Below are 21,776 nucleotides of genomic sequence, written 5' to 3' on the forward strand. Positions count from 1 at the left end.
CCGTCTGGCGCGTCAGGTCCAGCGCCAGCGCGCCCGCCACCTCGACCGGGGCGGCGCGGCCCGCGGCGCGGCGCACCAGGGCGCGGACGCGGGCCACCAGTTCCTCGGTGCGGAAGGGCTTGGGAAGATAGTCGTCGGCGCCCGCGTCGATGCCCTCGACCCGCTCGATCCAGGTGCCGCGCGCGCTGAGGATCAGGACCGGGGTGGTCACGCCCTCGGCCCGCCAGCGTTTCAGCACCGCAAGGCCGTCCATTTTCGGCAGGCCCAGGTCCAGCACGATGGCCCCGTAATCCTCGGTCCCGCCCTTGAACCAGGCGGTCTCGCCATCCGTGGCCAGGTCGCTGCGAAAGCCCAGGGCGTCCAGGGTGGCCGTCAGGTCGGCGGCGATGCGGGGGTCGTCCTCGACGATCAAAATGCGCATGGGCAGGATGCGCATGGGTTTCTAGTCGTCATCGTCATCCTCGGGGTCTTCGTCGCTGACCTCGGTGATTTCGCCGGTGCGGGCGTCCATGTCCACCTCGATCAGGCGTCCTTCGGGGGTCAGCATCTCGAATTCGTATTCGTCGATGCGGCCCTGGGGGTCGAGGTCGATCTCGATGTTCAGCACCTCGTGGGGGAAGGCGGCCAGAAGGCGGGGCATCAGCGCGGACAAGGGCAGGATCTCGCCCCGCGCGACGGCGGCCAGGGCCATGTCGCTGTCGGCCTCGATCTCGAAGGGGTCGGGCGGCGGCTCCTCGGCCCGAAGATCCGGGACGGGCGCAAGCAGCAGGGCAAGGGACAGAAGGGGGGCGCGCATGATGTCCCGTTCTAGCGCGGGCCCGCTGACAATTCCCTGACAGCCCCGGTCAGCGCCGCATCAGGTGGGATGTGCGACAAGTGATTCGTCCAAGGGGCTTCACGGCCCCCGGCAAGAAGGAGCGACGCATGAAGACCCTGATCCCCGCCCTGGCCCTGGCCCTCGCCGCCGGCCCCGTCCTGGCGCAAGAGGCGCGCCCCCTGTCGGCCATCGTCGCCGGGCTCGAGGCGCAGGGCTATCGCATCAGCGACATCGACGTTGACCGCGCCTCCATCGACGTGGAGGCGGTCGCGGCGGACGGGCGGCCCGTGGATCTGCGCGTCGATTCCGGAACGGGCAGGATCCTGTCCGAAACCCCCGACACCTGACATCTGAACCTTGAAAGGATACTGACATGCCTCTTTTTCGTGGAACCAACGGCATCGACCGTCTGAACGGGACCAGCCTGGCGGACCGGCTGTTCGGCCTGAACGGCAACGACCTGATCAATGGCGGGGCCGGCGATGACGAACTGGAGGGCGGCGACGGCCACGACCGCCTGTGGGGCGGCACCGGCCATGACGAGCTGGAAGGCGGCAACGGCGACGACCGCCTGTGGGGCGAGGGCGGCAATGACGAACTGGAAGGCGGGCGCGGCAACGACCGCCTGTGGGGCGGCATCGGCAACGACGACCTGGAAGGCGGTTCGGGCAACGACGTGCTGGATGGCGGCGCCGGGCGCGACCGCCTGGAAGGCGGGATCGGCAACGACATCCTGACCGGCGGCGCCGGGGCCGACGTGTTCGAATTCGAATGGGGCGACGGCCGCGACCGCATCACCGATTTCCAGAACGGCATCGACCGGATCGAGCTGGACGATTTCAGCCGCGCCCAGGTGCAGCAGGTCATCAACAGCGCCCGGCAGGACGGCGACGACCTGGTGCTGACCCTGTCGGCGGGCAATACCCTGGTGCTGGAGGATTTCCAGAAGGCCGACCTGGGCCTGTCCGACTTCACCTTCTGAGGCTGGAACGGCCTCGGACGACCGGCCGCGGGATGTTCCGCGGCCGGTTTGCGTTCATGCCCCGGCGGCCCGGGTCTTGCGGTTCCAGCGGATCGAGGACCAGAGCGACACCCCGATCAGCGCCGCGCCGCCCAGGCCGGTGATGACCTCGGGGATGTGGACGAAGGATTGCAGGAACATGATCACCGACAGCGCGATGATGGCATAGAACGCCCCGTGTTCCAGGTAACGGTATTGCGCCAGCGTGCCCTTTTCCACCAGCATGATGGTCATCGACCGCACATACATGGCCCCGATCCCCAGGCCGATGGCGATGATGAACAGGTTCTGGGTCAGCGCGAAGGCCCCGATCACGCCGTCAAAGCTGAAGGACGCGTCTAGCACCTCCAGGTACAGGAACGCCCCCAGGCCGCCCTTGGCGCCCGCCACCAGCGTTTCCTGGGTGCTGTCCAGAAGCCCGCCCAGAACCTCGACCAGCAGGAAAGTCAGCAGGCCCCAGATCGCGGACTTGAAGAAGACCTCGGATTCGACGGGCTCCAGGAAGCGCGAGAAGACCAGGATCAGCGTCAGCACGACCGCGACCTCGATGCCCCGGATGGTGGCGTATTTCTGCATCCTGGCTTCCAGCCAGCGGACCCAGTGGACGTCCTTTTCATGGTCGAAGAAGAAGGACAGGCCCACCATCATCAGGAAGGTGCCGCCGAAGGCCGCGATGGGCAGGTGGGCGTCGTGCATGATGCGGGCGTATTCCTCGGGGCGGGCGGCGGCCAGCACCACGGCCTGCCACGGCCCGATCTTGGCCGCGATCACCACGATCAGCAGCGGGAAGACGATCCGCATCCCGAAGACGGCGATGATGATGCCCCAGGTCAGGAAGCGGTGCTGCCATTCGGGCGTCATCTCCTTCAGCTTGTTGGCGTTGACGATGGCGTTGTCGAAGGACAGCGAGATTTCCAGCACCGCCAGCACCAGGCAGATGAAGAAGATGGTCAGCATCCCGCCGGCCGTGCCAGTCATCTGCCAGCCCAGGAAGGCCCCCAGGACCAGGCCCACCGCCGTGACGACGAAGGCCCAGGTGAAATAGCGAAGAAGCGGCCGGGCGTCCGTGCCGGGGCCTTGCGAAGAAAGTCCGTTTTCCATGAGAAAAGGGTCCAGGCGGCTGGTTCAGGATCAGTGCCGACATCGCGGATGTGCCGCCACATCCGCCAGAGGGGCCCGGTCACCGGTCTGTGTCCGCAGGGATGCGGATGGGGGTCTATACATTGCCGATGCCCGTCGCGCCACCACAATGGCGCGCGATCGTGCAAATCCGGCGCAGGGGGGCGGACGGCCCTTGCACGGGCCTCCCGCCCCGGGCCGTGCTGGCGGCGCGGCCCCGTCTCCCACCTTCTGCCGTCTTGCCGATCGGCCCGAACCGCGAGATCCTGACATGATCTGGTCATCGGAGGAGAGGGCCATGGCAAACACCCAAGACGTGCTTATCCATCCCGCGGTCGATCACGGCATCCGGCGGGGCAACCCGGATTTTTCCGGCGGCGTCCTGACATGTCATTGCGCCACCAGGCCCGTCAAGGTCCGGGTGGGCGCACAGACGGCGCACAACCATGTCTGCGGCTGCACCAAATGCTGGAAGCCCGAGGGGGCGATCTTCAGCCAGGTCGCCGTTGTGTCGCGCGACGCGGTCGAGGTTCTGGAAAACGGCGACAAGCTGCAGGTGGTCAACAAGGACGCGCCGATCCAGCGTTACGCCTGCCGGGATTGCGGCGTCCACATGTATGGCCGGATCGAGAACAAGGACCATCCGTTCTACGGCCTAGATTTCGTCCATACCGAACTGTCGTCCGAGGACGGCTGGTCGGCGCCGGAATTCGCGGCCTTTGTCAGCTCGGTGATCGAATCCGGCGTCGATCCGTCGCGCATGGACGGCATCCGGGCGCGGCTGCGCGAACTGGGGCTGACGCCTTACGACACATTGTCGCCGCCGCTGATGGACGCGATCGCGGCCCATGTGGCCAAGCGCCAGGCGAAACCCGCGCCCGCCGCCGCGAACCGAAGTGCCGCCCCCGCGCCTGCACAGCCAACGCCGGACGCATCCCCCGCGCGCCAGCCCCATCCGGCCCCCCCGCCGCCCCTCGCCGCAGGCGGGTCGATCTTCGCCCGGTTGCTGGACAAGCTTCTGGGCCGTGGCCGGTGACGGGGTAAGGTTCATCACGCGGGACGCCGGAACGGGCTTCGGCGGCGAACAGAAGCGGCGCGGAACAGGCGTCGGGGGACGTATGTCCCTTCAAGTGCGCTTGCCGACCGGCTAAGGGGGCATCTTTTCCAAAGACAGGATCCCCGACATGCTTCCCTGGATAGAATTGGCGACGGCGGTCGCGCCGGACGGGGATGCGCTCAGGCTTCTGCGGCGGGGGGACGAGTTCTCGATCCGCCTCCAGGGCGGCAACGAACTGATGAACAGCCGGCTTGGCCATTCCGAGGAGGCGCTGGCCAGGCTGGCCCTGGGGGGCCTGGCCGGCCGGCGGGGCCTGCGGGTGCTGATCGGCGGGTTGGGAATGGGGTTCACCCTGCGCGCGGCCCAGGCCGTGGCGCCCCCCGATGCGCGCCTTGTCGTGTCCGAGATCGTGCCCGAACTGGTCGGCTGGGCCGGGCAGCACATGGGGGCCGTCTTCGGGGCCTGCCTGTCGGATCCGCGCGTCACGGTCGAGACGCGCGATGTCGGCGCCATGATCCGCGAGGCTGCGGGTTCCTTCGACGCCATCCTTCTGGATGTGGACAATGGACCCGACGGCCTGACCCGCCCCGGCAATGACGCCCTTTACCAGGAGGCCGGGTTGCAGGCTGCACGCCGGGCCCTGGCGCCCGGGGGCGTTGTCGCGTTCTGGTCCGCGGCAGCCTCGGGGGCCTTTTCGCGGCGGTTGTCCCGCTGCGGCTTCGACGTGACCACGCATAGCGTCCGCGCCAGCAGCGGCAAGCGCGGCAACCGCCATACGATCTGGATCGCGGCCCGCCCTGGCTGATCGGGGGCTGGCCTGCGACGGCGCGGCGCCGTCGCGCTTGGTGGGAACAGCGGTTCCGGCCGATGGCCGGGCTGGTCGGCACAGTCCCGCAGCATCAAGGCGGTGCGCCGGTCGATCCCCCCGTCCATGAACATCCTGACAAAGCCCGAACCGATCCAGTCACCGTCGAAATCCGCCGCCATGGCCGCCGCGCGGTCAGGCGCAATGCCCCGTGCCCCGCAGGACCGAAAGCCCCCGGCAGGCGATCCGGATCAGGAACATTGCCGCAGGGTCGCGGTTGGCCTTCCGACAGATCGAAACGCCGGTTGCAAAGGCCCGCGCCCGCCGATCCGAGCCCGGAGGCCGTGGATGCCCTCAGCCCCGGGACCGGCACATCTGCGCCGCCGCCTGCAGGACCAGGCGGAAGCCCATCGGCTTGCGGATCCGCCCGATGTCGCGGAACCGCGCGGGGATCATCACGTCGTCATAGCCGGTCACGAACATGAAGGGGATGGCCCGCGCGCGCAGGGCGTCGGCGACGCTGAACTGCGTGCCATGGCCCAGGTTGATGTCCAGAAGCGCGCAGGTCGGCGCCTCGGCGGCGATCAGGGCCAGGGCCTGGTTCTCTTGCCCGACGGGCCCCAGCACCGTGGCCCCGGCGTCGCGCAGGGCGCGCTCGGTGCCTGCGGCAAGAAGATAGTCATCCTCCACCACCAGGATCCGGCATTCGCGAAGAACCGCCGCGTCGGGCGGAGCCGCCCGGTCCGGGATGCCGCTGTCCCGTCCGGAGGGAAGATCCAGAGAGCAATAATGCCCCTCCGGCTGGAAACCGGGATCCCTGCGGCCCTTCAGGTCGAAGGGGTGGCGCTGGTCCGGCAGGCCCGCCTTGACGCCGCGCCCCTGGCCTGGGTTGGGAAAGGATCCGCGATCATGGGACATGTCTGGCTCGCTTGTGCAGAAATCAGTGTGCCTGAACCGGCGCGGGGCGCGCTTGTTCCAGGAAGGTGCCGCGTTCCGTGGCGGGAACGCCGCAGGGCAAGGAAGCCCGGCAGGAACATTCGCCGGGGTGACGCGTTCCTGGGGCAGCACCGCCAGGGAGGACGAGATGATGGACAGTGACCGGATCAGCCAGCGCGCCCATCGGATCTGGGAAGCGGAAGGCCGCCCCGAGGGCCGCGACGCCCAACACTGGGCGCAGGCCCAGGAAGAACTTCGCCGCGAAGGCGTCCTGGGCGACGACAGCCTGTCCGACCTGGACGCCGACACGGTCCCGGATGACAACGGCAAGGCCGACGGCCGGATCATCGAAGCGGGCGAGGGCGGAACCGCCGGCGGGTTGGATGAGGCCGAAGAAGCGATCCTGTCGCCGGTCTATCCCGACGGGCGGGACAGGCGCTAGGCTGCGGCCCGGGTGCCGGAGCGCCCGCCGCGGCAAGCGGACCTGTGCGCCTTCGGGGCGTGGGGGATGATGTTCCTCTTGGCCTGCCGGGCGAGGGCGGGCGGACCCGGCCGATGAAGACCCTCTGAGTCCCCGGAAGGACGCGCAAGGGCCATCACCTGGGCCTTGCAGCGCCGCCACCGGATTACGCCCCGAATGACGCATTCCAGCATCCTCGCAGTTTTGCCTGCGCCAGGGCAGGACAACCCTGTCCGCGAAACTCTGGCCGGGCAGTGGCGGCACCGGCGATGCGGCCCCCCGGGAACCAACGGCGGCGTCCCGCGCGTTCCACCGCAGCAAGGCCCGGGCCGCGGGAGCCATGCACCCCGGCAGCGTCGCAGCGGCAGCAAAGGAACACCCCATGTCACCACAGGACCGCCGCGCTTCCCGCACCGATCTGGGCAGAGGCGCGGAAACGCCCGCGGACATCCCCGCCCCCGGATGGAAGCAGATCCTGTGGCGGGTCAAGGACGAGATCTCGCGCGACCACATCTCGGTCGTGGCGGCAGGCATCGCCTTTTACGCGCTGCTCTCGATCTTCCCGGCCATCGCGGCGCTGGTGTCGATCGCGGGGCTGTTCCTGGATCCGGCGGACATCGCGGGCCAGCTGGAAACCGTGGTGGCGATGCTGCCCGAGGAAGCCGCCGGGATCCTGCAGGACCAGGTCCTGAAGGTCACGGGCGGCAGCCAGACCGGCACGGGCCTGGTGGCGGCGTTCGGCGTGGCGGTGGCCCTTTACGGCGCGATGAAGGGCGTGCTGACGCTGATCGAGGGGCTGAACATCGCCTATGACGAGGAGGAAACCCGGGGCATGGTCAGGCTTTACCTGACGGCCCTGGCGATCACCGTCTGCGCGGTCCTGGGCACCGCCGCAGGCCTGGGGCTGGTGGTCCTTCTGCCCTCGCTGGTGGCTTTGGGGCATCTGCCGCCGGTGCTGGAAACCGCGATCACCATCCTGCGCTGGCCCTTGATGGCGGCCCTGGCGATGCTGGGGCTTGCCGCGATCTATCGCTTTGGCCCGTCCCGCGCGGAACCGAAATGGCGGTGGATCAGCGTGGGCGCGGTTGTGGCGACGACGCTGTGGATCGCGGGCACGGTCGGCTTCTCGATCTATGCCCGGAACTTCGGCAGCTATACCGAAACCTATGGCACCCTGGGCGGGGTCATCGTGCTGCTGACCTGGATGTGGCTGTCGGCCTTCGTGATCCTGGGCGGCGCCGAACTGAACGCCGAGATCGAGCAGCAGACGGAAAAGGACACCACAAGCGGCGCGCCCCTGCCCATGGGCCAGCGCGACGCCGTCAAGGCCGACACGCCGCCCCCGGGCGCGCCCGGCCGGCCGGAACAGGGCCAGGGCGTGCAGGGCCAGGACCGGAAGGCCGGAAGCGGCGCCGCCCCCTCCTCGGCCACGGCCGACCTGTCGCTGGCGATGGTGCTGATGGGCAGCGCCGCCTGGAAGCTGCTGCGGCGAAAGGGCTGACAAGGGCCGGTCAGGGAAAACCCAAAGCCCATGGCTTGATCTTCGGCCCGCCACCGGCTTTCCTGCCGCCGGGCCATCGTCGGCCCGGCAGGGGACGGCAAGATGACAGCCATGGACGATTTCCGCTCGGACACCGTGACGCGGCCGGATGGCGCGATGCGGGCCGCCATGGCCTCGGCCGAGGTGGGGGACGCGGTTTACGAGGACTGCCCCACCACCCGCAGGCTGGAGGCCATGACGGCCGAGCGGCTTGGCAAGGAGGCCGCGCTGTTCTTTCCCACCGGCACGCAGTCGAACCTGGCCGGGCTGATGGCGCATTGCGGGCGGGGCGACGAATACCTGGTCGGGCAGATGGCCCATACCTTTCTTTACGAAGGGGGCGGGGCGGCGGTGCTGGGCTCGATCCAGCCGCAGCCGCTGCCCAATGAACCCGACGGGACCATCGCCCTGGCCGCCATCGAGGGCGCGATCAAGCCCGACGACATCCACCATGCCCGCACCCGGCTGCTGACGCTGGAGAACACCTTTGCCGGCATGGTGCTGGACCCTGCCTATCTGGGGGCCGCGACGGGTCTGGCGCGCCGCCATGGCCTGGGAACCCACCTGGACGGGGCGCGGCTGATGAACGCCGCCGTCGCCCTGGGCTGCGGGGCGGACGTGCTGGCGCGGGGCTTCGACACGGTCTCGCTGTGCCTGTCGAAAGGATTGGGGGCGCCCGTGGGGTCAGTCCTGGCGGGGCCGGGGGATCTGATCGGGGCCGCGCGGCGGTTGCGCAAGATGCTGGGCGGCGGGATGCGGCAGACGGGCATCCTGGCCGCCGCGGGCATCCACGCGCTGGAACGCAACGTCGCGCGGCTGGCCGAGGATCATGCCCGCGCCGCGGGCCTGGCCGGGATCCTGGCGGGCTTTCCCGAACTGGGGTCGGGGCCCGCGCGGACCAACATGGTCTTCATGACCCCGGCCGGCACCGACGTGGACACCTTCCGGCGCTTCCTGGCCGGACGCGGCATCGCCGTCGGCGGCCGCAACGGCAGCCTGCGGTGGGTCACGCATCTGGATGTGGACGACGCCTCGCTTGACCGGGTCCGGGCCGCGTGCGAGGACTATTTTTCCGGGAACGGGCGGGGGCAGGGCAGCAATACGGCCTGAGGTTTTGGCGGTCTGCCGGTGCCGGGAACGGCCCGCTGCCGGTCGCGCCTGGTTGAAAGCCCGAACCTTCGCCTAGACCAGTTCGACCTCGATCCCGTCCAGGGGCAGGCCCTTGAAGCTGGCCTGCCATGTCTCGCCGGGGCGCACGGGCAGGGCTTGCGTCAGGGTGCCGGTTGTCACGAGGTCGCCTTCTTTCAGGCCAGCCGCATCGGGCGTGCGCGCCAGCAGGTCGGCCAGATGGCCCAGGGCCACAAGAGGCCCGCCCCCCAGGACATTGCGCGCATGGCCCGTGTCGGCCACCACCCCGTCCCGGCGCAGCGTCGTTTCCAGCCCGGCAAGACCCACCACCCAATCCCCCCGGTCCCCGGGCGACAGATCCCGCATCGGCCCGTGCAGGAAGGCGCCGTGCAGGCCAAAGGCCGCGACGGTATCGGCCGCCTCGAACCGCCAGCCGGCAAAGATCGACTGCACCATCTCGAAGCCCGCGCAGACCCCGGACACGCAGGCGATCAGTTCCCCGGGGGTCATTCCCTGTTGTGGCGCGGCCGCAAGGCGGAAAGCGATCTCGGGTTCGATGCGCGGCTCGACCAGATCCGCCGTCCGGAACGGCGCGCCCAGCGGCCGCACGGTGCTGTCATACATCGGCCCGAAAATCGGGGCGGACACATTGAACCGCTGCCAGATCGTCATGTTCGTGAAGCCGATCTTGCGCCCCACGGGACGTTCGCCGCGCTGCGTGCGGGCGGTTTCGATCAGCGCGCCCAGGCGATAGGCCCGCTTCATCGACAGTCCGCCGGGCCGTGATGTCAAAAGGGGGATCTGCCGCCGCCCGGACAACGTGCCCAGGATCTCGTCGGCAAGGTCTGCATCATCGGGCATGGCGCTGGTCCTGTCTGGTCATGCGCCGATCTGGATCACAGCGGCGCGGGCGGCGCAAGCTACCCCGCCCGGGGCAGCGTTGTCCTTGCGGCGGGCCGGGCAACACCGTCCCTTCGTGCGGCGCTTGACAGGCCGGGGCGGCGGGCCTTCCATGAGAGGAACCATCATGGAGAACCTGCCAATGTGCACGGCATGCCTGATCGAGGACGTCAAGACCCACATGCTTTCGCGCCGCAGCCTTTTCACCGCGGCGGCGGCCACCGCGACGATGGGAGCCGCCGCGGGCGTGCTGGGCGCGCGGCCTGCCCTGGCGCAGGCGACCGGGCGGGTCGTGGACCTGACACATGCCTATGACGGCGACTTCCCCACCTTCGACGGCAAGCCCGGCATTCTCTACGAGGTGGACAAGAACTTCGAACCCGACGGCTATCACCTTTTCAAGCTAACGATCTTTGAACACACCGGCACCTATATCGACGCCCCGCTGCATTTTTCCCCCGGCGGAACGGCGGTCGATGCCCTGCCGGTCGAAAGGCTGATCGCACCGCTTTGCGTGCTGGACATCTCGGCCAAGGCTTCCGAGGATCCGAATGCCACCGTCGAGCCCGCCGACATCGAGGCCTGGATCTCTGCCAATGGCGCGATCCCGGCAGGGGCCTGCGTGGCCATGAACTCGGGATGGGCGGCCAGGATGGGCGACCCGTCCTGGCGGAACGGGCCCGACGGCACCCTGGCCTTTCCCGGTTTTTCCAAGGCGGCAACCGATCTGCTGGCCGAGGCGGGCGCGGCGTCGATCGGCGTGGACACCCTGTCGCTCGACCCGGGAAATTCCGCCGACTTCGCGGTGCATCATTCCTGGCTGCCCTCGGGGCGGTTCGGGATCGAGGGGCTGGCCAACCTTGACCAGCTTCCCGCTGCCGGGGCGACGATCTTCATCGGCGCGCCAAAGCATCGCGGCGGCACGGGCGGCCCTGCACGGGTGATGGCCCTGATATAGGACGCTTGCGACGGCCACAGGCAAACCTTAAGGCGGCGACAGAACAGGTCTGCAACAAGCACCCGATCAGGGCAACACGGTCACCATCGCCCGGCGCGGCCCCCCGCCTGATGCCGGACACGGATCCCGCCAAAGCCGTTGTCCGCGATCTGGCGCGCAGACTTCGGCTGGCCCTCCCTGACGCCCCGTATGTGACGTTGGCCGCCCATGCGGACCACCAAGGGCTTCGTTCGCCCCAGACCGCCTCAGACGGCCGCCGCCCGCGACGCCCTGCGGCGGGCGACGCGTGCCCGGATCGCATCGACATCGGTGACGGGGGTCGCGGCGAACAAGGCCTGCGTATAGGGATGGGTCGGGTTGGAAAAGATCGCGTCGCGCGTTCCCTGTTCCACCGCCACGCCTTCGGAAATCACCATCACCTCGTCGGCGATATAGCGGACGACCGACAGGTCGTGGCTGACGAAGACATAGGTCAGGCCCATCTCGTCCTGCAAATCGGCCAGCAGGTTCAGAACCTGCGCCTGCACCGACAGATCCAGCGCCGAGACGGGTTCGTCCAGCACCAGAAGCGAGGGGTTCAGCATCAAGGCGCGCGCGATGGCGATGCGCTGGCGCTGCCCGCCGGAAAACATGTGCGGATAACGGTTGTAATGTTCCGGCAGCAACCCGACCTTTTGCAGCATCGCGCGCGCCCGGTCGCGGCGTTCCGCGGCGGGAACGTCGGTGTTGATGACCAGGGGTTCGGTCAGCACGTCGCCGATCTTCTGGCGCGGGTTCAGGCTGCCATAGGGGTTCTGGAACACCATCTGCACCTTGGACCGCAACTCGGGCCCGGGGCGGCGGGCGTCGATGTCCACGCGCTGCCCGTCGATCAGCAATTCGCCCCCGGTGGGCGCGTCGATCAGGGCGATGATGCGGGCCAGCGTCGATTTGCCCGACCCGGATTCGCCGACGATGGCCAGGGTCTTGCCCTTCTGCACGGCAAAGTCGATGCCCTTGACCGCGCGGACATTCCTGGCCCGGCGCAGCATGGTGCCCGGGACGTGGTAGTCGCGGACGATGGCGCGGCCTTCGACGACAGGGGTGATTGCGGGGGTCATCGCGGGGGTCATCGCACGGCCCCCCCTTCGAAGAAATCCGACACGGTGGGCAACCTGTCGCCCGTCGCGTGTTCCGGCAGGGCCGACAGCAGCGCGCGGGTATAAGGGCTTTGCGGGTTCTCGAACAGGTCCAGCACGTCGGCCTCCTCCATCTTGCGGCCCTTGTACTGGACCACCACGCGGTCGGCGGTTTCGGCCACCACGCCCATGTCATGCGTGATCAGGATCAGGCCCATGCCGTAATCCTCCTGCAGGGACATCAGCAGATCCAGGATCTGCTTCTGGATGGTCACGTCCAGCGCGGTCGTGGGTTCGTCCGCGATCAGCAGCTTGGGGTTCGAGGCGATGGCGATGGCGATCATCACCCGCTGGCATTGCCCGCCCGACAACTGGTGCGGATAGGATTTCAGCTTCTCCTCGGGGCTCGGGATGCCGACCGCGCGGAACAGTTCCAGCGCGCGGGCGCGGGCGGACTTGCCCGAAAGGCCCAGGTTGAAGCGCAACACTTCCTCGATCTGGAAGCCCACGGTGAAGGACGGGTTCAGGGAGGCCACGGGTTCCTGGAAGATCATCGTGATGTCCCGCCCGATCAGGCGGCGCCGCTGGGCGTCGGACATCGCCAGCAGATCCTGGCCGTCATAGGTCATCTCGTCGGCGGTGACGGTGGCGGTGTCGGGCAGAAGGCCCATCACCGCCAGCATCGACACCGACTTGCCCGACCCGGATTCGCCGACGATGGCCAGAACCTCGGCCCGGTCCACGGACAGGTCCACCCCGTCCACGGCGGTGAAGCTGCCGGTGGCGGTGGCGAAGCGGACGGTCAGGTTGCGGATGGTCAGAAGGGACATGGATCAGCTCCGCTTCAGCTTGGGGTCCAGCGCGTCGCGCAGCCCGTCGCCCATCATGTTGATCGCCAGGACCGAGACCAGGATGGCAAGCCCCGGGAAGGTGACGACCCACCAGGCGCGCAGGATGAATTCGCGCGCCTCGGCCAGCATGGTGCCCCATTCGGGCGCGGGCGGCTGCGCGCCCATGCCCAGGAACCCCAGGGCGGCCGAATCCAGCACGGCCGAGGAGAAGGACAGCGTGGCCTGCACGATCAGCGGGCCCAGGCAGTTGGGCAGGATGGTCCTGAACATCAGGCGCAGGTTGCCCGCCCCCGCCACGCGCGCGGCGGTGACGTATTCGCGCCGCATCTCGCCCATCACGGCGGCGCGGGTCAGGCGGGCGAAATGGGGCTGATAGACGATGGCGATGGCGATCATCGCGTTGGTCAGGCCGGGGCCCAGGACCGCCACCAGCACCAGCGCCAGCAGCAGCGAGGGGAAGGCCAGGATCACGTCCATCACGCGCATGATGACCGCATCGACCCAACCGCGGAAAAAGCCCGCGACCAGGCCGATGATCACCCCGCCCACCAGGGCGATCGCCACCACGACGATGCCGATGAACAGCGAATACTGCGCCCCGAAGATCAGCCGCGACAGCATGTCCCGGCCCACCGCGTCGGTGCCCAGCAGGAAATCGGCCCGGCCGCCCTCTTGCCAGACGGGCGGCAGCAGGAAGGCGTCGCGGTACTGGACGGTCGGGTCGTGCGGCGCCAGGACCGGCGCGAAGATCGCCGTCAGCACCAGCAGGATGAACACGAACAGCCCGGCCACCGCCCCCCGGTTCTGGCGGAAATAGAACCAGAACTCGGCCAGCATCTGGCGGCGGATCGCGCCGGTGGACAGGGGTGCGGTATCGCTCATGACGCGCGGATCCTCGGGTTGATAAGGCCATAGGTCAGATCGACCAGCAGGTTCACCACCATCACCAGGCCCGCGATCAGCAACAGCCCCGACTGCACGACCGGGTAATCGCGGCGGGAAATGGAATCGATCATCCACTTGCCGATGCCCGGCCAGGAAAAGATCGTCTCGGTCAGGATCGCCCCGGCCATCAGCACGCCGATCTGCAAGCCGATGGTGGTGACGACCGGGATCATCGCGTTGCGCAGCGCATGAACGCCGATCACCCGGCGGCGGGGCATCCCCTTGGCGCGGGCGGTGCGGACGTAATCCTCGCCCATCACCTCCAGCATGGCGGACCGGGTCTGGCGCGCGATCACCGCCAGGGGCACCGTGGCCAGCACGATGGACGGCAGGATCAGGTGGCTGACGGCGGACCGGAACGCGCCCTCCTGTCCCGACATCAGGCTGTCGATCAGCATGAAGCCGGTGCTTTCGGGGAAATAATACATCAGGCTGATGCGGCCCGACACCGGCGTCCAGCCCAGGACGCCGGAAAAGAGGATGATGAGCAAGAGCCCCCACCAGAAGATCGGCATCGAAAAGCCCACCAGCGCCGAGGTCATGGACACCTGGTCGAACCAGCTTCCCCGCTTTATCGCGGCCAGGACGCCCACCGGCACGCCGATCAGCGTGGCGATCAGGATCGCGCACAGGCCCAGTTCGACCGTCGCCGGGAACAAGGCCAGGAATTCCGTCAGCACCGGCTTTTTCGTGACCAGCGAGTTGCCGAAGTCGCCGTGCAGCAGGCGTCCCAGGAAGTCGAAATACTGCATCACGACCGGCTTGTCGAAGCCCAGCTGCGCGCTGAGTTCGGCGTGCCGTTCCGGCGAGACGCCGCGTTCGCCCGCCATCAGCAGCACCGGATCGCCCGGCAGGATGCGGACAAAGCCAAAGGCCACGATGGTGATTCCCAGGAAGGTCGGGACCAGGTAAAGCAATTTGGAAAGGAGGAAGCGGACCATCTGCCTTGTTCCTTTGGGAACGCGCGGGCCCTCAAGCCCGCGCGTTCGTTTGTCAGACAATGTGAGGCAGGCTTATTCGGCCAGATCCACGGTTTCGAAGGTGAAGTCGCCCAAGGGGCTCATCACGAAGCCCGTCACATCCGCCCGCATCGGCACATACTGGGTCGAATGGGCGATGGTCAGCCAGGGGGCCTGGTCCTTGAAGATCACCTGCGCCTGTTCGTAAAGCTTGGTGCGTTCCGCCTGGTCCGAGGTCACCTTGGCCTGTTGCAGCAGGTCGGAAAACTCCTCGTTGCACCAGAAGGCGCGGTTCGCGCCGCCTTCCTTGGCCGCGTCGCAGGACAAGAGAACCGACAGGAAGTTGTCGGGGTCGCCGTTGTCGCCGGTCCAGCCCAGGATCACCGCGCCGTCGCGGCCCGGTTCCATCGACTTCTGCAGGTATTCGCCCCATTCATAGGACACGATCTGCGCGTTCACGCCGACCTTGGACAGGTCTTCCTGCATCAGTTCGGCCGTGCGGCGGGCGTTGGGCATGTAGGGCCGCTGCACGGGCATGGCCCAGATGTTCATCGACAGGTTGGTGACGCCCTCGGCCTCCAGCATGGCCTTGGCGGCTTCGGGGTCGTAGGCGTCGTCCTGGACCGCGTCGTTATAGGACCACATGGTCGGCGGGATCGGGTTCTTGGCGGGTTCGGCGGCGCCCTGGAACACCGCGTCGATGATGGCCTGCTTGTTCACGGCCATGTTCAGCGCCTTGCGGACCTTGGGGTTGTCGAAGGGCGCGACCGTGGTGTTATAGGCCAGATAGCCCACGTTCAGGCCCGGCTGCTGGTCCAGCTTCAGGGTGGAATCCGCCTTGATCGACTCCAGGTCGGCGGGCGAAGGATAGGGCATCAGGTGGCATTCGCCGGCCTTCAGCTTTTGCAGCCGGACCGAGGCGTCGGGCGTGATCGCGAAGATCAGGTCGTCGATCAGGGGCGCGGTGCCCCAGTAGTCGGCGTTCTTCTGGTACCGGATCACCGCGTCCTTCTGATAGGCCACGAAGCGGAACGGCCCCGTGCCGATGGGCGCGTTGTTCAGGTCTTCCTTGGCGCCCGCCGCGTCCAGCGCGTCGGCGTATTCCTTGGACACGATCGACATGAAGGGCATGGCGATATTGGCCAGGAACGGCGCCTCGGGGTGGGTCAGCGTGATCTTGACGGTATAGTCGTCCACCTTCTCGACCGACTTCACCAGGTTCGGCATGTCCATCGAGGTGTAGTATTCATAGGTGATGCCGGGGATGTACTGGTGCCACGGATGGCTGGCATCGCCCTGACGCTGGAACGAGAAGACCACGTCGTCGGCGTTGAAATCGCGGGTGGGGGTGAAGCGGTCGTTGGAATGGAACTTGACGCCCTGGCGCAGCTTGAAGGTATAGACCGTCCCGTCCTCGGACACGTCCCAGCTTTCGGCCAGGCCCGGCTCGACCTCGGTCGTGCCCTTCTTGAACTCGGTCAGGCGGTTGTAGACCGGGTGGGCCGAGGCGTCGAAGGTCGTGCCCGCCGTGTAGGGCGAGGGATCGAAGCCCTCGGGCGAGGCTTCCGAGCAATAGACGAAGGTCTTGGCTTCGGCCACGGCGGTGGTCAGCGCCAGCGCCGACACGGCCAGAAGGGCATGGGACAGGTATTTCATGCGGACTGATCCTTTCGCTCTCTGTTGATCCTGTGACCGCGTTCGCCCAGGGGGATTCGCGGTGCGTATTCTTCAGGCATACACCCGGCCGGGATGATTGTTCCACCAGCAACGACCGTGACGATGCGTCGCTGCTTCAAACCACAAGCCGTATACAAGGTCAATCTTGCTTACCAAACGGCTGGTCCAGGTCACCGGCAGGCGGGCTGAACCAGCGCGGCCCCTTGTCGGTCATGTGGACGATATCCTCCAGCCGGATGCCGCATTCGCCGTAAAGGCACAGCATCGGCTCGATGGAAAAGCACATGCCCGGTTGCAGGGGCGTGCGGTTGCCCTTCACGATCCAGGGTTCCTCGTGGATGTCCAGGCCAAGGCCGTGGCCGGTGCGGTGCGGCAGGCCGGGCACCGCATGGCCCGGCCCGAAGCCTGCGGCAACGATCACGGCGCGGGCGGCGGCGTCCACCGCCTCGCAGGGGGCGCCGATCGTTGCTGCGGCAAAGCCCGCGGCATGGGCGGCCTGTTCGACCTGCCACAGCCGCCTTTGCCGCGCGGTGGGCGTGCCGAAGACATAGGTCCGGGTGATGTCGGAGCGATACCCCTGCAGCGTGCCGCCCAGGTCCACCAGGACCATGTCGCCGTCCCGCAGGGTCTGCGGCCCCGGCACGCCATGCGGATAGGCCGTCGCCTCGCCGAACTGCACGGCGTGGAACAGCGGCGCCATCCCCGAGGCTTGGTGCGCGGCGTCGATGAACTGGCCGATCTCGGTCGTGGTGATCCCGGCGCGCAACCCGCCATGGACCGCGCGCTGGACCCGCCAGCTGACATCCATCGCGGTCTGGATGATGGCGATTTCCTCGGGCGACTTGATCTGCCGCAGCCCGGCGATGAGGTCGGTCGCCGGAACGACCCGCCCCCCTGTCGCCCCCATCATCCCCGATGCGAAGCGGAACGGCGTCGCCGGATCCAGCCCCAGGCCGCGTCCCGGCAGCCCGTCCAGGTACCGCGCGACCAGCGCAAAGGGATCCTCGTCCTCCTCCCACATCAGCATGGGGCCGGGGATGCGCAGCAGTGCCTTAAGCTTGGGGGCCTCGAAGACCGGGGTCAGATAGGCGGGCGGACCTTCGGCGGCGACCAGGGCGCCGTGGATCCGTTCGGACAGGCCAAGCCGCAGCCCGGTGAAATAGGTCAGCGAACTGGAAGCGTCCAGCCAGACCGCCGCCAGCCCCGCCGCCCGGATCCGGGCCTGCAGGGCGGAAAGCCGCGTCCGATACGCCGCGACAGCGATGGGCGCGGCGGAAACCGGGTGAAACGATGCCAGGGCGCGGTCAAGATCGGGCTGCGCGGTCGTGGGGGTCATGCTTTCTCCGGGCGCGGGACTGTCCGGGCCGGGATAATCACGACCTGCCCGATGGGCGCAAGACCGCGCATCGGCCCGGCGCGACAATGCCGCGATCCTTTCCGGCTAAGCGGCAAAGCGGTGGCAGGCAAGGATTTGCCATCTGGCCCGATAAGCAGGCGGAAACCGGCCTATTAAGTTATTCCCCGGGATCAACTCCCTTATTTCCGATCAATAAAATAATGACGCGATTGATCTTTGATTTGTGGACAGGTTCCAGAACCCGCATCATCATCAACTCTGGTGATAGGTTTTCAGGGCGACACACGCGATGCGTGCCAAAAACCCATGGCATTGCGCCATGCGGCATCCACCGCCCCAGGTTGCCGAACAGGGAGATTCAGAAATGCCGACCCCTTTCCAGAACAGCGAAGACTGGTGGATCAACGACCAGATGCCCGACAATCCTTTCGGCAAGAGCGAGGATTACGACGCCTTCCTGGATTACCTGGGCGCGCTGAACCGCAGCCTGACCCCCGCCATCGCGGCCGAGCCGCTGCGGATCAACCTGTCCGACCTGAACGACCATCCCGGCTACAAGGCCGCCGCCGTCGGCGCGCTGGCGCTCTGGTCCTCGGTCACGCCCTTGCGGTTCGAGATCGTCGATGACGCGCCCTTCAATGACGCGACCGACTGGATGGAGGTCGTCAGCCCCGAACTGGGCGAGGAAGACGACGGCAGCGCCTATTCCGCCAACCGCTATGTCAGCATCGGCCAGCGGTTCCACGACACCGAGCCGGACAAGACCGCCATCGGCGGCTATGTCTTCGATTCCTTCATTCACGAATTCGGCCATGAATTCGGCCTCAATCATCCGGGCCTTTACAATTACAGCGGCCCCGGGGGCGTGCAGATCAATTACCTGAACAACGCCACCTGGATTTACGACCGCCAGCAATACAGCGTCATGTCCTATTTCGACGGCATCGACGTGGGCGAGGAAAGCCGCTGGTCGGCATCCACCCCCCTGATGGCGGATATCGAGGCCGTGATCCGCCGCTTTTTCTCGACGGTGGATGCGGACGGGCAGCGGACCTATCAGACCATCGACCTGAACACCGGCGACGACGTTTACGGCTTCAACGGCACCGTTTACGGGTATGCGCTGACCGCGTCGGGGATGCAGCACGACATCGGCTTTGTCATCCACGACACCGGCGGGAACGATACGGTGGACTTTTCCGGCTCCACCGCGGGCACGATCCTGGATCTGCGCGCGGGGCAGTTTTCCAGCGTGAACGGCCACAGCAACAACGTGGCGATCTTTGCGGGCCACAACGCCGATCCGACGGAATATCATATCGAAAAGGGCATCGGCAGCCGCTTTGCCGATATCCTGATCGGCAATGACGGAAACAACGTCCTTGACGGGCGCGGCGGCGCCGACCGCATGGCGGGCAATGGCGGCGACGACATCTATTTCGTGGACTCCGCCGATGACATCGTGCGCGAGGACACGGGCGGCGGCAACGACACGATCATCGTGCTGGCCGAGGGCCTGGACCTTGGCACCGTCGCCAATGTCGAAACCATCATCCAGTCCGGCGGCACCGTTCCCGAGCTGCAGGATAACGGCGACGACGCGGGCGGGGGCGGCCTGCCCCTGGACAGCATCCTGGTGGGCGGCGCGGGCGGCGACACCCTGGACGGCGGCGCGGGTGGCAGCACGATCCTTGGCCTTGGGGGCGACGACCTGATCACCGGCGGGCGCGATTCGCTGGCCAGCCGCGACATCAACAACACCATCCCCGTGGCCGACCTGGACGACCAGACCGAAAGCGACGACGGGGACGACGCGCTTTATGGCGGGCGCGGCGACGATACCATCTTTGGCGGCGCGGGCGACGACACGCTGGACGGCGGCGCGGGCGACGACCTGCTGCTGGGCCAGGACGGGGTCGATGTGTTCCGGGGCGGCGCGGGCAGCGACACGGTCGATTTCAGCCGGGAAAGCCCCTTCCAGCTTCTGGTCAACCTGGAAACCAATGTGGCCAGCGGCGGCACGGCCTCGGGCGACACGTTCTTCGGGATCGAGAACCTGATCGGATCGGACGACCGCATCGACCGCTTCATCGGCACGGCGGCGGCCAACCATTTCCGGGGCCAGGGCGGCGGCGACTATTTCAACGGACGCGGCGGCAACGACCTTCTGGACGGCGGCAAAGACGGCGACATCCTGCATGGCGAGGGCGGCGACGACACGGTGATCGGCGGCGCGGGCCAGGATTATCTGGACGGCGGCGCGGGGACCGACACGGTCGTCTATGCGGGCAGTTCTGCCGCGGTCCGGATCGACCTGGCCCAAGGCACGGCCAGCGGCGGCGATGCGGACGGGCCGGTGCAGATCGTCGGGCGCGGCACGGTCATCCGCCACGACATCCTGGCTGGGTTCGAGAACGCGGTGGGATCCTTCCACGACGACCGGATCGGGGGCAACGCCGCGGCGAACGTCCTGTCCGGCGGTTCGGGCGACGACACCCTGTCGGGCGGCGGAGGCCGCGACAGGCTGGTGGGCGGCGCGGGGCGCGACACGGCCGATTACGCCGATGCGCGGGCCGGGCTGCGCATCGACCTGGCGCAGGGCCAGTCCGCAGGCGACACCTATGTCTCGGTCGAGGATGTCGCGGGCTCGGGGTTCGACGACAGGATAAAGGGCGATGGCGCGGCCAACACCCTGACCGGCCAGGGCGGGGACGACGACCTGCGGGGCGGGCGCGGCGACGACACCCTGCTGGGCGATTACGGCGACGCGGGCAAGGGCATCCCGCGCCCGGGGATCGGCAGCGGCTATGCCACGCTGGGGCCCGAGGCCACGAACAACGCCATGGCGACGGCCTTCGATCTTTCCGACAACTTCTCGCTGACGGCGGACCCCGACATCTTCGATTCGACCACGGTCCTTCATACCACGGTCAACGCCACCGGGAATGGCCAGGGCGGCTTTTACAGCATCGACCTGGCGGCGGGCACGGTCATCACCATCGACATCGACGCCATCGCCGATCCCGATGTCCACGACAGCTGGGTCAGGCTGCTGGACAGCGACGGCAACATCGTCGCCCAGAACGACGATGGCGGCGGCGATCCGGGTTCGACCAGCAACCGCGATTCGTCCACCGTCTTCACGGTCGCGGAAACCGGCACCTACTATATCGTCGAAGGACGCTGGTCGCCCGATGCGCCGGGGGACGGCTGGTCCGAAGCTGTTCCCGCAGGCTCGACCTACAAGCTGAACGTGTCGGTCGAGTTCCCGCCCGAGCCGGTCCGGCCGGGCATTCCGGGCCAGGACACGCTTCGCGGCGGCGCGGGCAGCGACCTGCTGGACGGCGGGCTGGCCGCCGACACCCTGATCGGCGGCGCGGGAGAGGACAGCTTCCGTTTCTCGACCGCGCTTGGCGGCGGCAATGTCGACCGGATCGCGGATTTCGACGTGGCCGACGACCTGATCGTGCTGGCCGGGGACATCTTCGACGGGATCGGCGCGCTTGGCGCGCTGGCCTTCGGGGCCTTTCACAGCAGTTCGACAGGCGCCGCGCAGGATGCAGGCGACCGCATCCTTTATGACAGGGACGACGGCATCCTGTCCTATGATGCCGACGGCTCGGGCCGGGGGCAGGCGGTCGCCTTTGCGCGGCTGGACGCGAACCTGGGCCTTTCGGCCGAGGATTTCCACGTCGTCTGACAAGGCCCGGCCGGGCTGAGGCAGGAAGGGGAACAGGATGAAGCGGCTTGCAGACCGCCGCACGGTATTGCTGGCCGCCGCCGCGGCAGTTGCGGCGGGCGCCGGGGCCGCGCCCGCCCTTGAGGTCAGGATAGGCTTCGAGGGGGGCGGGTTTGTTCCAAAGGGCCGTCTGGCCGTCTTTCTCGACGGTCCCGGCGGGCAGGACCAGGTGCGCCATCCGGCTGCAAGGACGATGGCCAAAAGCGACGGCGGATCAAGAACGATCAGCGTCTTTCTGTCCCTGCCGCCGGGCACCGACCCGTCCGTGCCGCAGCGGATCGTCGCCCGGTTGCAGCGCGCCGACGGCTGGCTGCTGGCGCGGGGCAGCGCGCGGCGCGACGGCGGCGCACCCGTCTTCGTCACCCTCTACACCGTCATGCGCTGAAGGC

General features: G+C 67.8%; 20 protein-coding genes and 1 pseudogene. 10 read left to right on the forward strand and 11 right to left on the reverse strand.

The annotated features are described in order from the left end of the window. Together JX613_RS16740 and JX613_RS16745 are read right to left on the reverse strand one after the other, a co-directional pair. On the reverse strand, nucleotides 1–421 hold a 421-nt coding region (locus JX613_RS16740), incomplete at its 3' end, for a response regulator (protein ID WP_207102613.1). Between the two features lie 21 nt (nucleotides 422–442). Next, nucleotides 443–796, reverse strand: coding sequence for a PepSY domain-containing protein (locus JX613_RS16745; protein WP_207102614.1), 354 nt, complete (start codon nucleotides 794–796; stop codon nucleotides 443–445). Nucleotides 797–924: 128 nt separating this feature from the next. Here JX613_RS16745 and JX613_RS16750 point away from each other — a divergent pair, with 128 nt between their 5' ends. Further along, entirely contained in the window at nucleotides 925–1,164 is a 240-nt protein-coding gene (locus JX613_RS16750; protein WP_207102615.1) for a PepSY domain-containing protein, read from the forward strand. 26 nt (nucleotides 1,165–1,190) lie between these two features. Beyond that, complete coding sequence (locus JX613_RS16755; protein WP_207102616.1) at nucleotides 1,191–1,799, forward strand: calcium-binding protein; 609 nt, start codon at nucleotides 1,191–1,193, stop codon at nucleotides 1,797–1,799. Between the two features lie 54 nt (nucleotides 1,800–1,853). Here the strand turns inward: JX613_RS16755 and JX613_RS16760 are convergent, their stop codons facing one another. Continuing rightward, nucleotides 1,854–2,939, reverse strand: coding sequence for a DUF475 domain-containing protein (locus tag JX613_RS16760; RefSeq protein ID WP_207102617.1), 1,086 nt, complete (start codon nucleotides 2,937–2,939; stop codon nucleotides 1,854–1,856). Nucleotides 2,940–3,255: 316 nt separating this feature from the next. On the opposite strand from JX613_RS16760, the pseudogene gfa reads away from it, so the two are divergent. Continuing rightward, nucleotides 3,256–3,834: pseudogene (gene gfa / locus JX613_RS16765) on the forward strand (S-(hydroxymethyl)glutathione synthase); the annotation flags it as partial. Between the two features lie 307 nt (nucleotides 3,835–4,141). Beyond that, nucleotides 4,142–4,819, forward strand: coding sequence for a spermidine synthase (locus JX613_RS16770; protein WP_207102619.1), 678 nt, complete (start codon nucleotides 4,142–4,144; stop codon nucleotides 4,817–4,819). 354 nt (nucleotides 4,820–5,173) lie between these two features. On the opposite strand, the gene JX613_RS16775 is transcribed toward JX613_RS16770, so the two are convergent. Beyond that, complete coding sequence (locus JX613_RS16775; protein ID WP_207102620.1) at nucleotides 5,174–5,737, reverse strand: response regulator; 564 nt, start codon at nucleotides 5,735–5,737, stop codon at nucleotides 5,174–5,176. Nucleotides 5,738–5,864: 127 nt separating this feature from the next. On the opposite strand from JX613_RS16775, the gene JX613_RS16780 reads away from it, so the two are divergent. The 3 genes from JX613_RS16780 (at nucleotide 5,865) to ltaE (ending at nucleotide 8,865) form a co-directional block, all read left to right on the forward strand. Further along, entirely contained in the window at nucleotides 5,865–6,197 is a 333-nt protein-coding gene (locus tag JX613_RS16780) for a DUF2934 domain-containing protein (protein WP_207102621.1), read from the forward strand. A gap of 400 nt (nucleotides 6,198–6,597) precedes the next feature. Next, complete coding sequence (locus JX613_RS16785; RefSeq protein WP_207102622.1) at nucleotides 6,598–7,716, forward strand: YihY/virulence factor BrkB family protein; 1,119 nt, start codon at nucleotides 6,598–6,600, stop codon at nucleotides 7,714–7,716. Between the two features lie 102 nt (nucleotides 7,717–7,818). Further along, nucleotides 7,819–8,865 carry a low-specificity L-threonine aldolase gene (ltaE, locus tag JX613_RS16790; RefSeq protein WP_207102623.1) on the forward strand — a complete coding sequence of 349 codons (1,047 nt, stop codon included), beginning with the start codon at nucleotides 7,819–7,821 and terminating at the stop codon, nucleotides 8,863–8,865. A gap of 72 nt (nucleotides 8,866–8,937) precedes the next feature. Here ltaE and JX613_RS16795 read toward each other — a convergent pair whose 3' ends face one another. Beyond that, the gene (locus JX613_RS16795) at nucleotides 8,938–9,744 is read right to left on the reverse strand and encodes a 2-keto-4-pentenoate hydratase (protein ID WP_207102624.1); all 807 of its coding nucleotides are present in this window, start codon (nucleotides 9,742–9,744) and stop codon (nucleotides 8,938–8,940) included. A 181-nt stretch (nucleotides 9,745–9,925) separates the two neighbouring features. On the opposite strand from JX613_RS16795, the gene JX613_RS16800 reads away from it, so the two are divergent. After that, on the forward strand, nucleotides 9,926–10,741 hold the full coding sequence (locus JX613_RS16800; RefSeq protein WP_207102639.1) for a cyclase family protein: 816 nt from the start codon (nucleotides 9,926–9,928) through the stop codon (nucleotides 10,739–10,741). Nucleotides 10,742–10,986: 245 nt separating this feature from the next. Here the strand turns inward: JX613_RS16800 and JX613_RS16805 are convergent, their stop codons facing one another. The 6 genes from JX613_RS16805 to JX613_RS16830 form a co-directional block, all read right to left on the reverse strand. After that, nucleotides 10,987–11,841, reverse strand: coding sequence for a dipeptide ABC transporter ATP-binding protein (locus JX613_RS16805; protein WP_207102625.1), 855 nt, complete (start codon nucleotides 11,839–11,841; stop codon nucleotides 10,987–10,989). A gap of 8 nt (nucleotides 11,842–11,849) precedes the next feature. Then, complete coding sequence (locus JX613_RS16810; protein WP_207102626.1) at nucleotides 11,850–12,689, reverse strand: ABC transporter ATP-binding protein; 840 nt, start codon at nucleotides 12,687–12,689, stop codon at nucleotides 11,850–11,852. Between the two features lie 3 nt (nucleotides 12,690–12,692). Further along, complete coding sequence (locus JX613_RS16815; RefSeq protein ID WP_207102627.1) at nucleotides 12,693–13,592, reverse strand: ABC transporter permease subunit; 900 nt, start codon at nucleotides 13,590–13,592, stop codon at nucleotides 12,693–12,695. Further along, nucleotides 13,589–14,596 carry an ABC transporter permease subunit gene (locus JX613_RS16820; protein WP_207102628.1) on the reverse strand — a complete coding sequence of 336 codons (1,008 nt, stop codon included), beginning with the start codon at nucleotides 14,594–14,596 and terminating at the stop codon, nucleotides 13,589–13,591. Before JX613_RS16820 ends, JX613_RS16815 begins: the two co-directional genes overlap by 4 nt. A gap of 72 nt (nucleotides 14,597–14,668) precedes the next feature. After that, nucleotides 14,669–16,270 (reverse strand): ABC transporter substrate-binding protein, encoded by a 1,602-nt coding sequence (locus tag JX613_RS16825; RefSeq protein WP_207102629.1) that lies wholly within the window; start codon nucleotides 16,268–16,270, stop codon nucleotides 14,669–14,671. A gap of 160 nt (nucleotides 16,271–16,430) precedes the next feature. Beyond that, nucleotides 16,431–17,627: a M24 family metallopeptidase gene (locus JX613_RS16830; RefSeq protein WP_207102630.1), complete on the reverse strand. Its 1,197-nt coding sequence runs from the start codon at nucleotides 17,625–17,627 to the stop codon at nucleotides 16,431–16,433. Nucleotides 17,628–18,012: 385 nt separating this feature from the next. On the opposite strand from JX613_RS16830, the gene JX613_RS16835 reads away from it, so the two are divergent. Together JX613_RS16835 and JX613_RS16840 are read left to right on the forward strand one after the other, a co-directional pair. Then, the gene (locus JX613_RS16835) at nucleotides 18,013–21,348 is read left to right on the forward strand and encodes a M10 family metallopeptidase C-terminal domain-containing protein (protein ID WP_237168651.1); all 3,336 of its coding nucleotides are present in this window, start codon (nucleotides 18,013–18,015) and stop codon (nucleotides 21,346–21,348) included. 37 nt (nucleotides 21,349–21,385) lie between these two features. Further along, nucleotides 21,386–21,772 carry a hypothetical protein gene (locus tag JX613_RS16840; RefSeq protein ID WP_207102631.1) on the forward strand — a complete coding sequence of 129 codons (387 nt, stop codon included), beginning with the start codon at nucleotides 21,386–21,388 and terminating at the stop codon, nucleotides 21,770–21,772. The last annotated feature ends 4 nt before the right edge of the window (nucleotides 21,773–21,776 follow it).

Source organism: Paracoccus shandongensis (assembly GCF_017315735.1).
Taxonomy (GTDB): Bacteria; Pseudomonadota; Alphaproteobacteria; order Rhodobacterales; family Rhodobacteraceae; genus Paracoccus; species Paracoccus shandongensis.

Coding starts and splice junctions, on each gene's coding strand:
- JX613_RS16830 (WP_207102630.1), bottom strand. CDS start 17,627: ATGACCCCCACGACCGCGCAGCCCGATCTTGACCGCGCCCTGGCATCG.
- ltaE (WP_207102623.1), top strand. CDS start 7,819: ATGACAGCCATGGACGATTTCCGCTCGGACACCGTGACGCGGCCGGAT.
- JX613_RS16785 (WP_207102622.1), top strand. CDS start 6,598: ATGTCACCACAGGACCGCCGCGCTTCCCGCACCGATCTGGGCAGAGGC.
- JX613_RS16755 (WP_207102616.1), top strand. CDS start 1,191: ATGCCTCTTTTTCGTGGAACCAACGGCATCGACCGTCTGAACGGGACC.
- JX613_RS16750 (WP_207102615.1), top strand. CDS start 925: ATGAAGACCCTGATCCCCGCCCTGGCCCTGGCCCTCGCCGCCGGCCCC.
- JX613_RS16820 (WP_207102628.1), bottom strand. CDS start 14,596: ATGGTCCGCTTCCTCCTTTCCAAATTGCTTTACCTGGTCCCGACCTTC.
- JX613_RS16800 (WP_207102639.1), top strand. CDS start 9,926: ATGTGCACGGCATGCCTGATCGAGGACGTCAAGACCCACATGCTTTCG.
- JX613_RS16770 (WP_207102619.1), top strand. CDS start 4,142: ATGCTTCCCTGGATAGAATTGGCGACGGCGGTCGCGCCGGACGGGGAT.
- JX613_RS16840 (WP_207102631.1), top strand. CDS start 21,386: ATGAAGCGGCTTGCAGACCGCCGCACGGTATTGCTGGCCGCCGCCGCG.
- JX613_RS16805 (WP_207102625.1), bottom strand. CDS start 11,841: ATGACCCCCGCAATCACCCCTGTCGTCGAAGGCCGCGCCATCGTCCGC.
- JX613_RS16760 (WP_207102617.1), bottom strand. CDS start 2,939: ATGGAAAACGGACTTTCTTCGCAAGGCCCCGGCACGGACGCCCGGCCG.
- JX613_RS16810 (WP_207102626.1), bottom strand. CDS start 12,689: ATGTCCCTTCTGACCATCCGCAACCTGACCGTCCGCTTCGCCACCGCC.
- JX613_RS16795 (WP_207102624.1), bottom strand. CDS start 9,744: ATGCCCGATGATGCAGACCTTGCCGACGAGATCCTGGGCACGTTGTCC.
- JX613_RS16825 (WP_207102629.1), bottom strand. CDS start 16,270: ATGAAATACCTGTCCCATGCCCTTCTGGCCGTGTCGGCGCTGGCGCTG.
- JX613_RS16775 (WP_207102620.1), bottom strand. CDS start 5,737: ATGTCCCATGATCGCGGATCCTTTCCCAACCCAGGCCAGGGGCGCGGC.
- JX613_RS16815 (WP_207102627.1), bottom strand. CDS start 13,592: ATGAGCGATACCGCACCCCTGTCCACCGGCGCGATCCGCCGCCAGATG.
- JX613_RS16835 (WP_237168651.1), top strand. CDS start 18,013: ATGCCGACCCCTTTCCAGAACAGCGAAGACTGGTGGATCAACGACCAG.
- JX613_RS16745 (WP_207102614.1), bottom strand. CDS start 796: ATGCGCGCCCCCCTTCTGTCCCTTGCCCTGCTGCTTGCGCCCGTCCCG.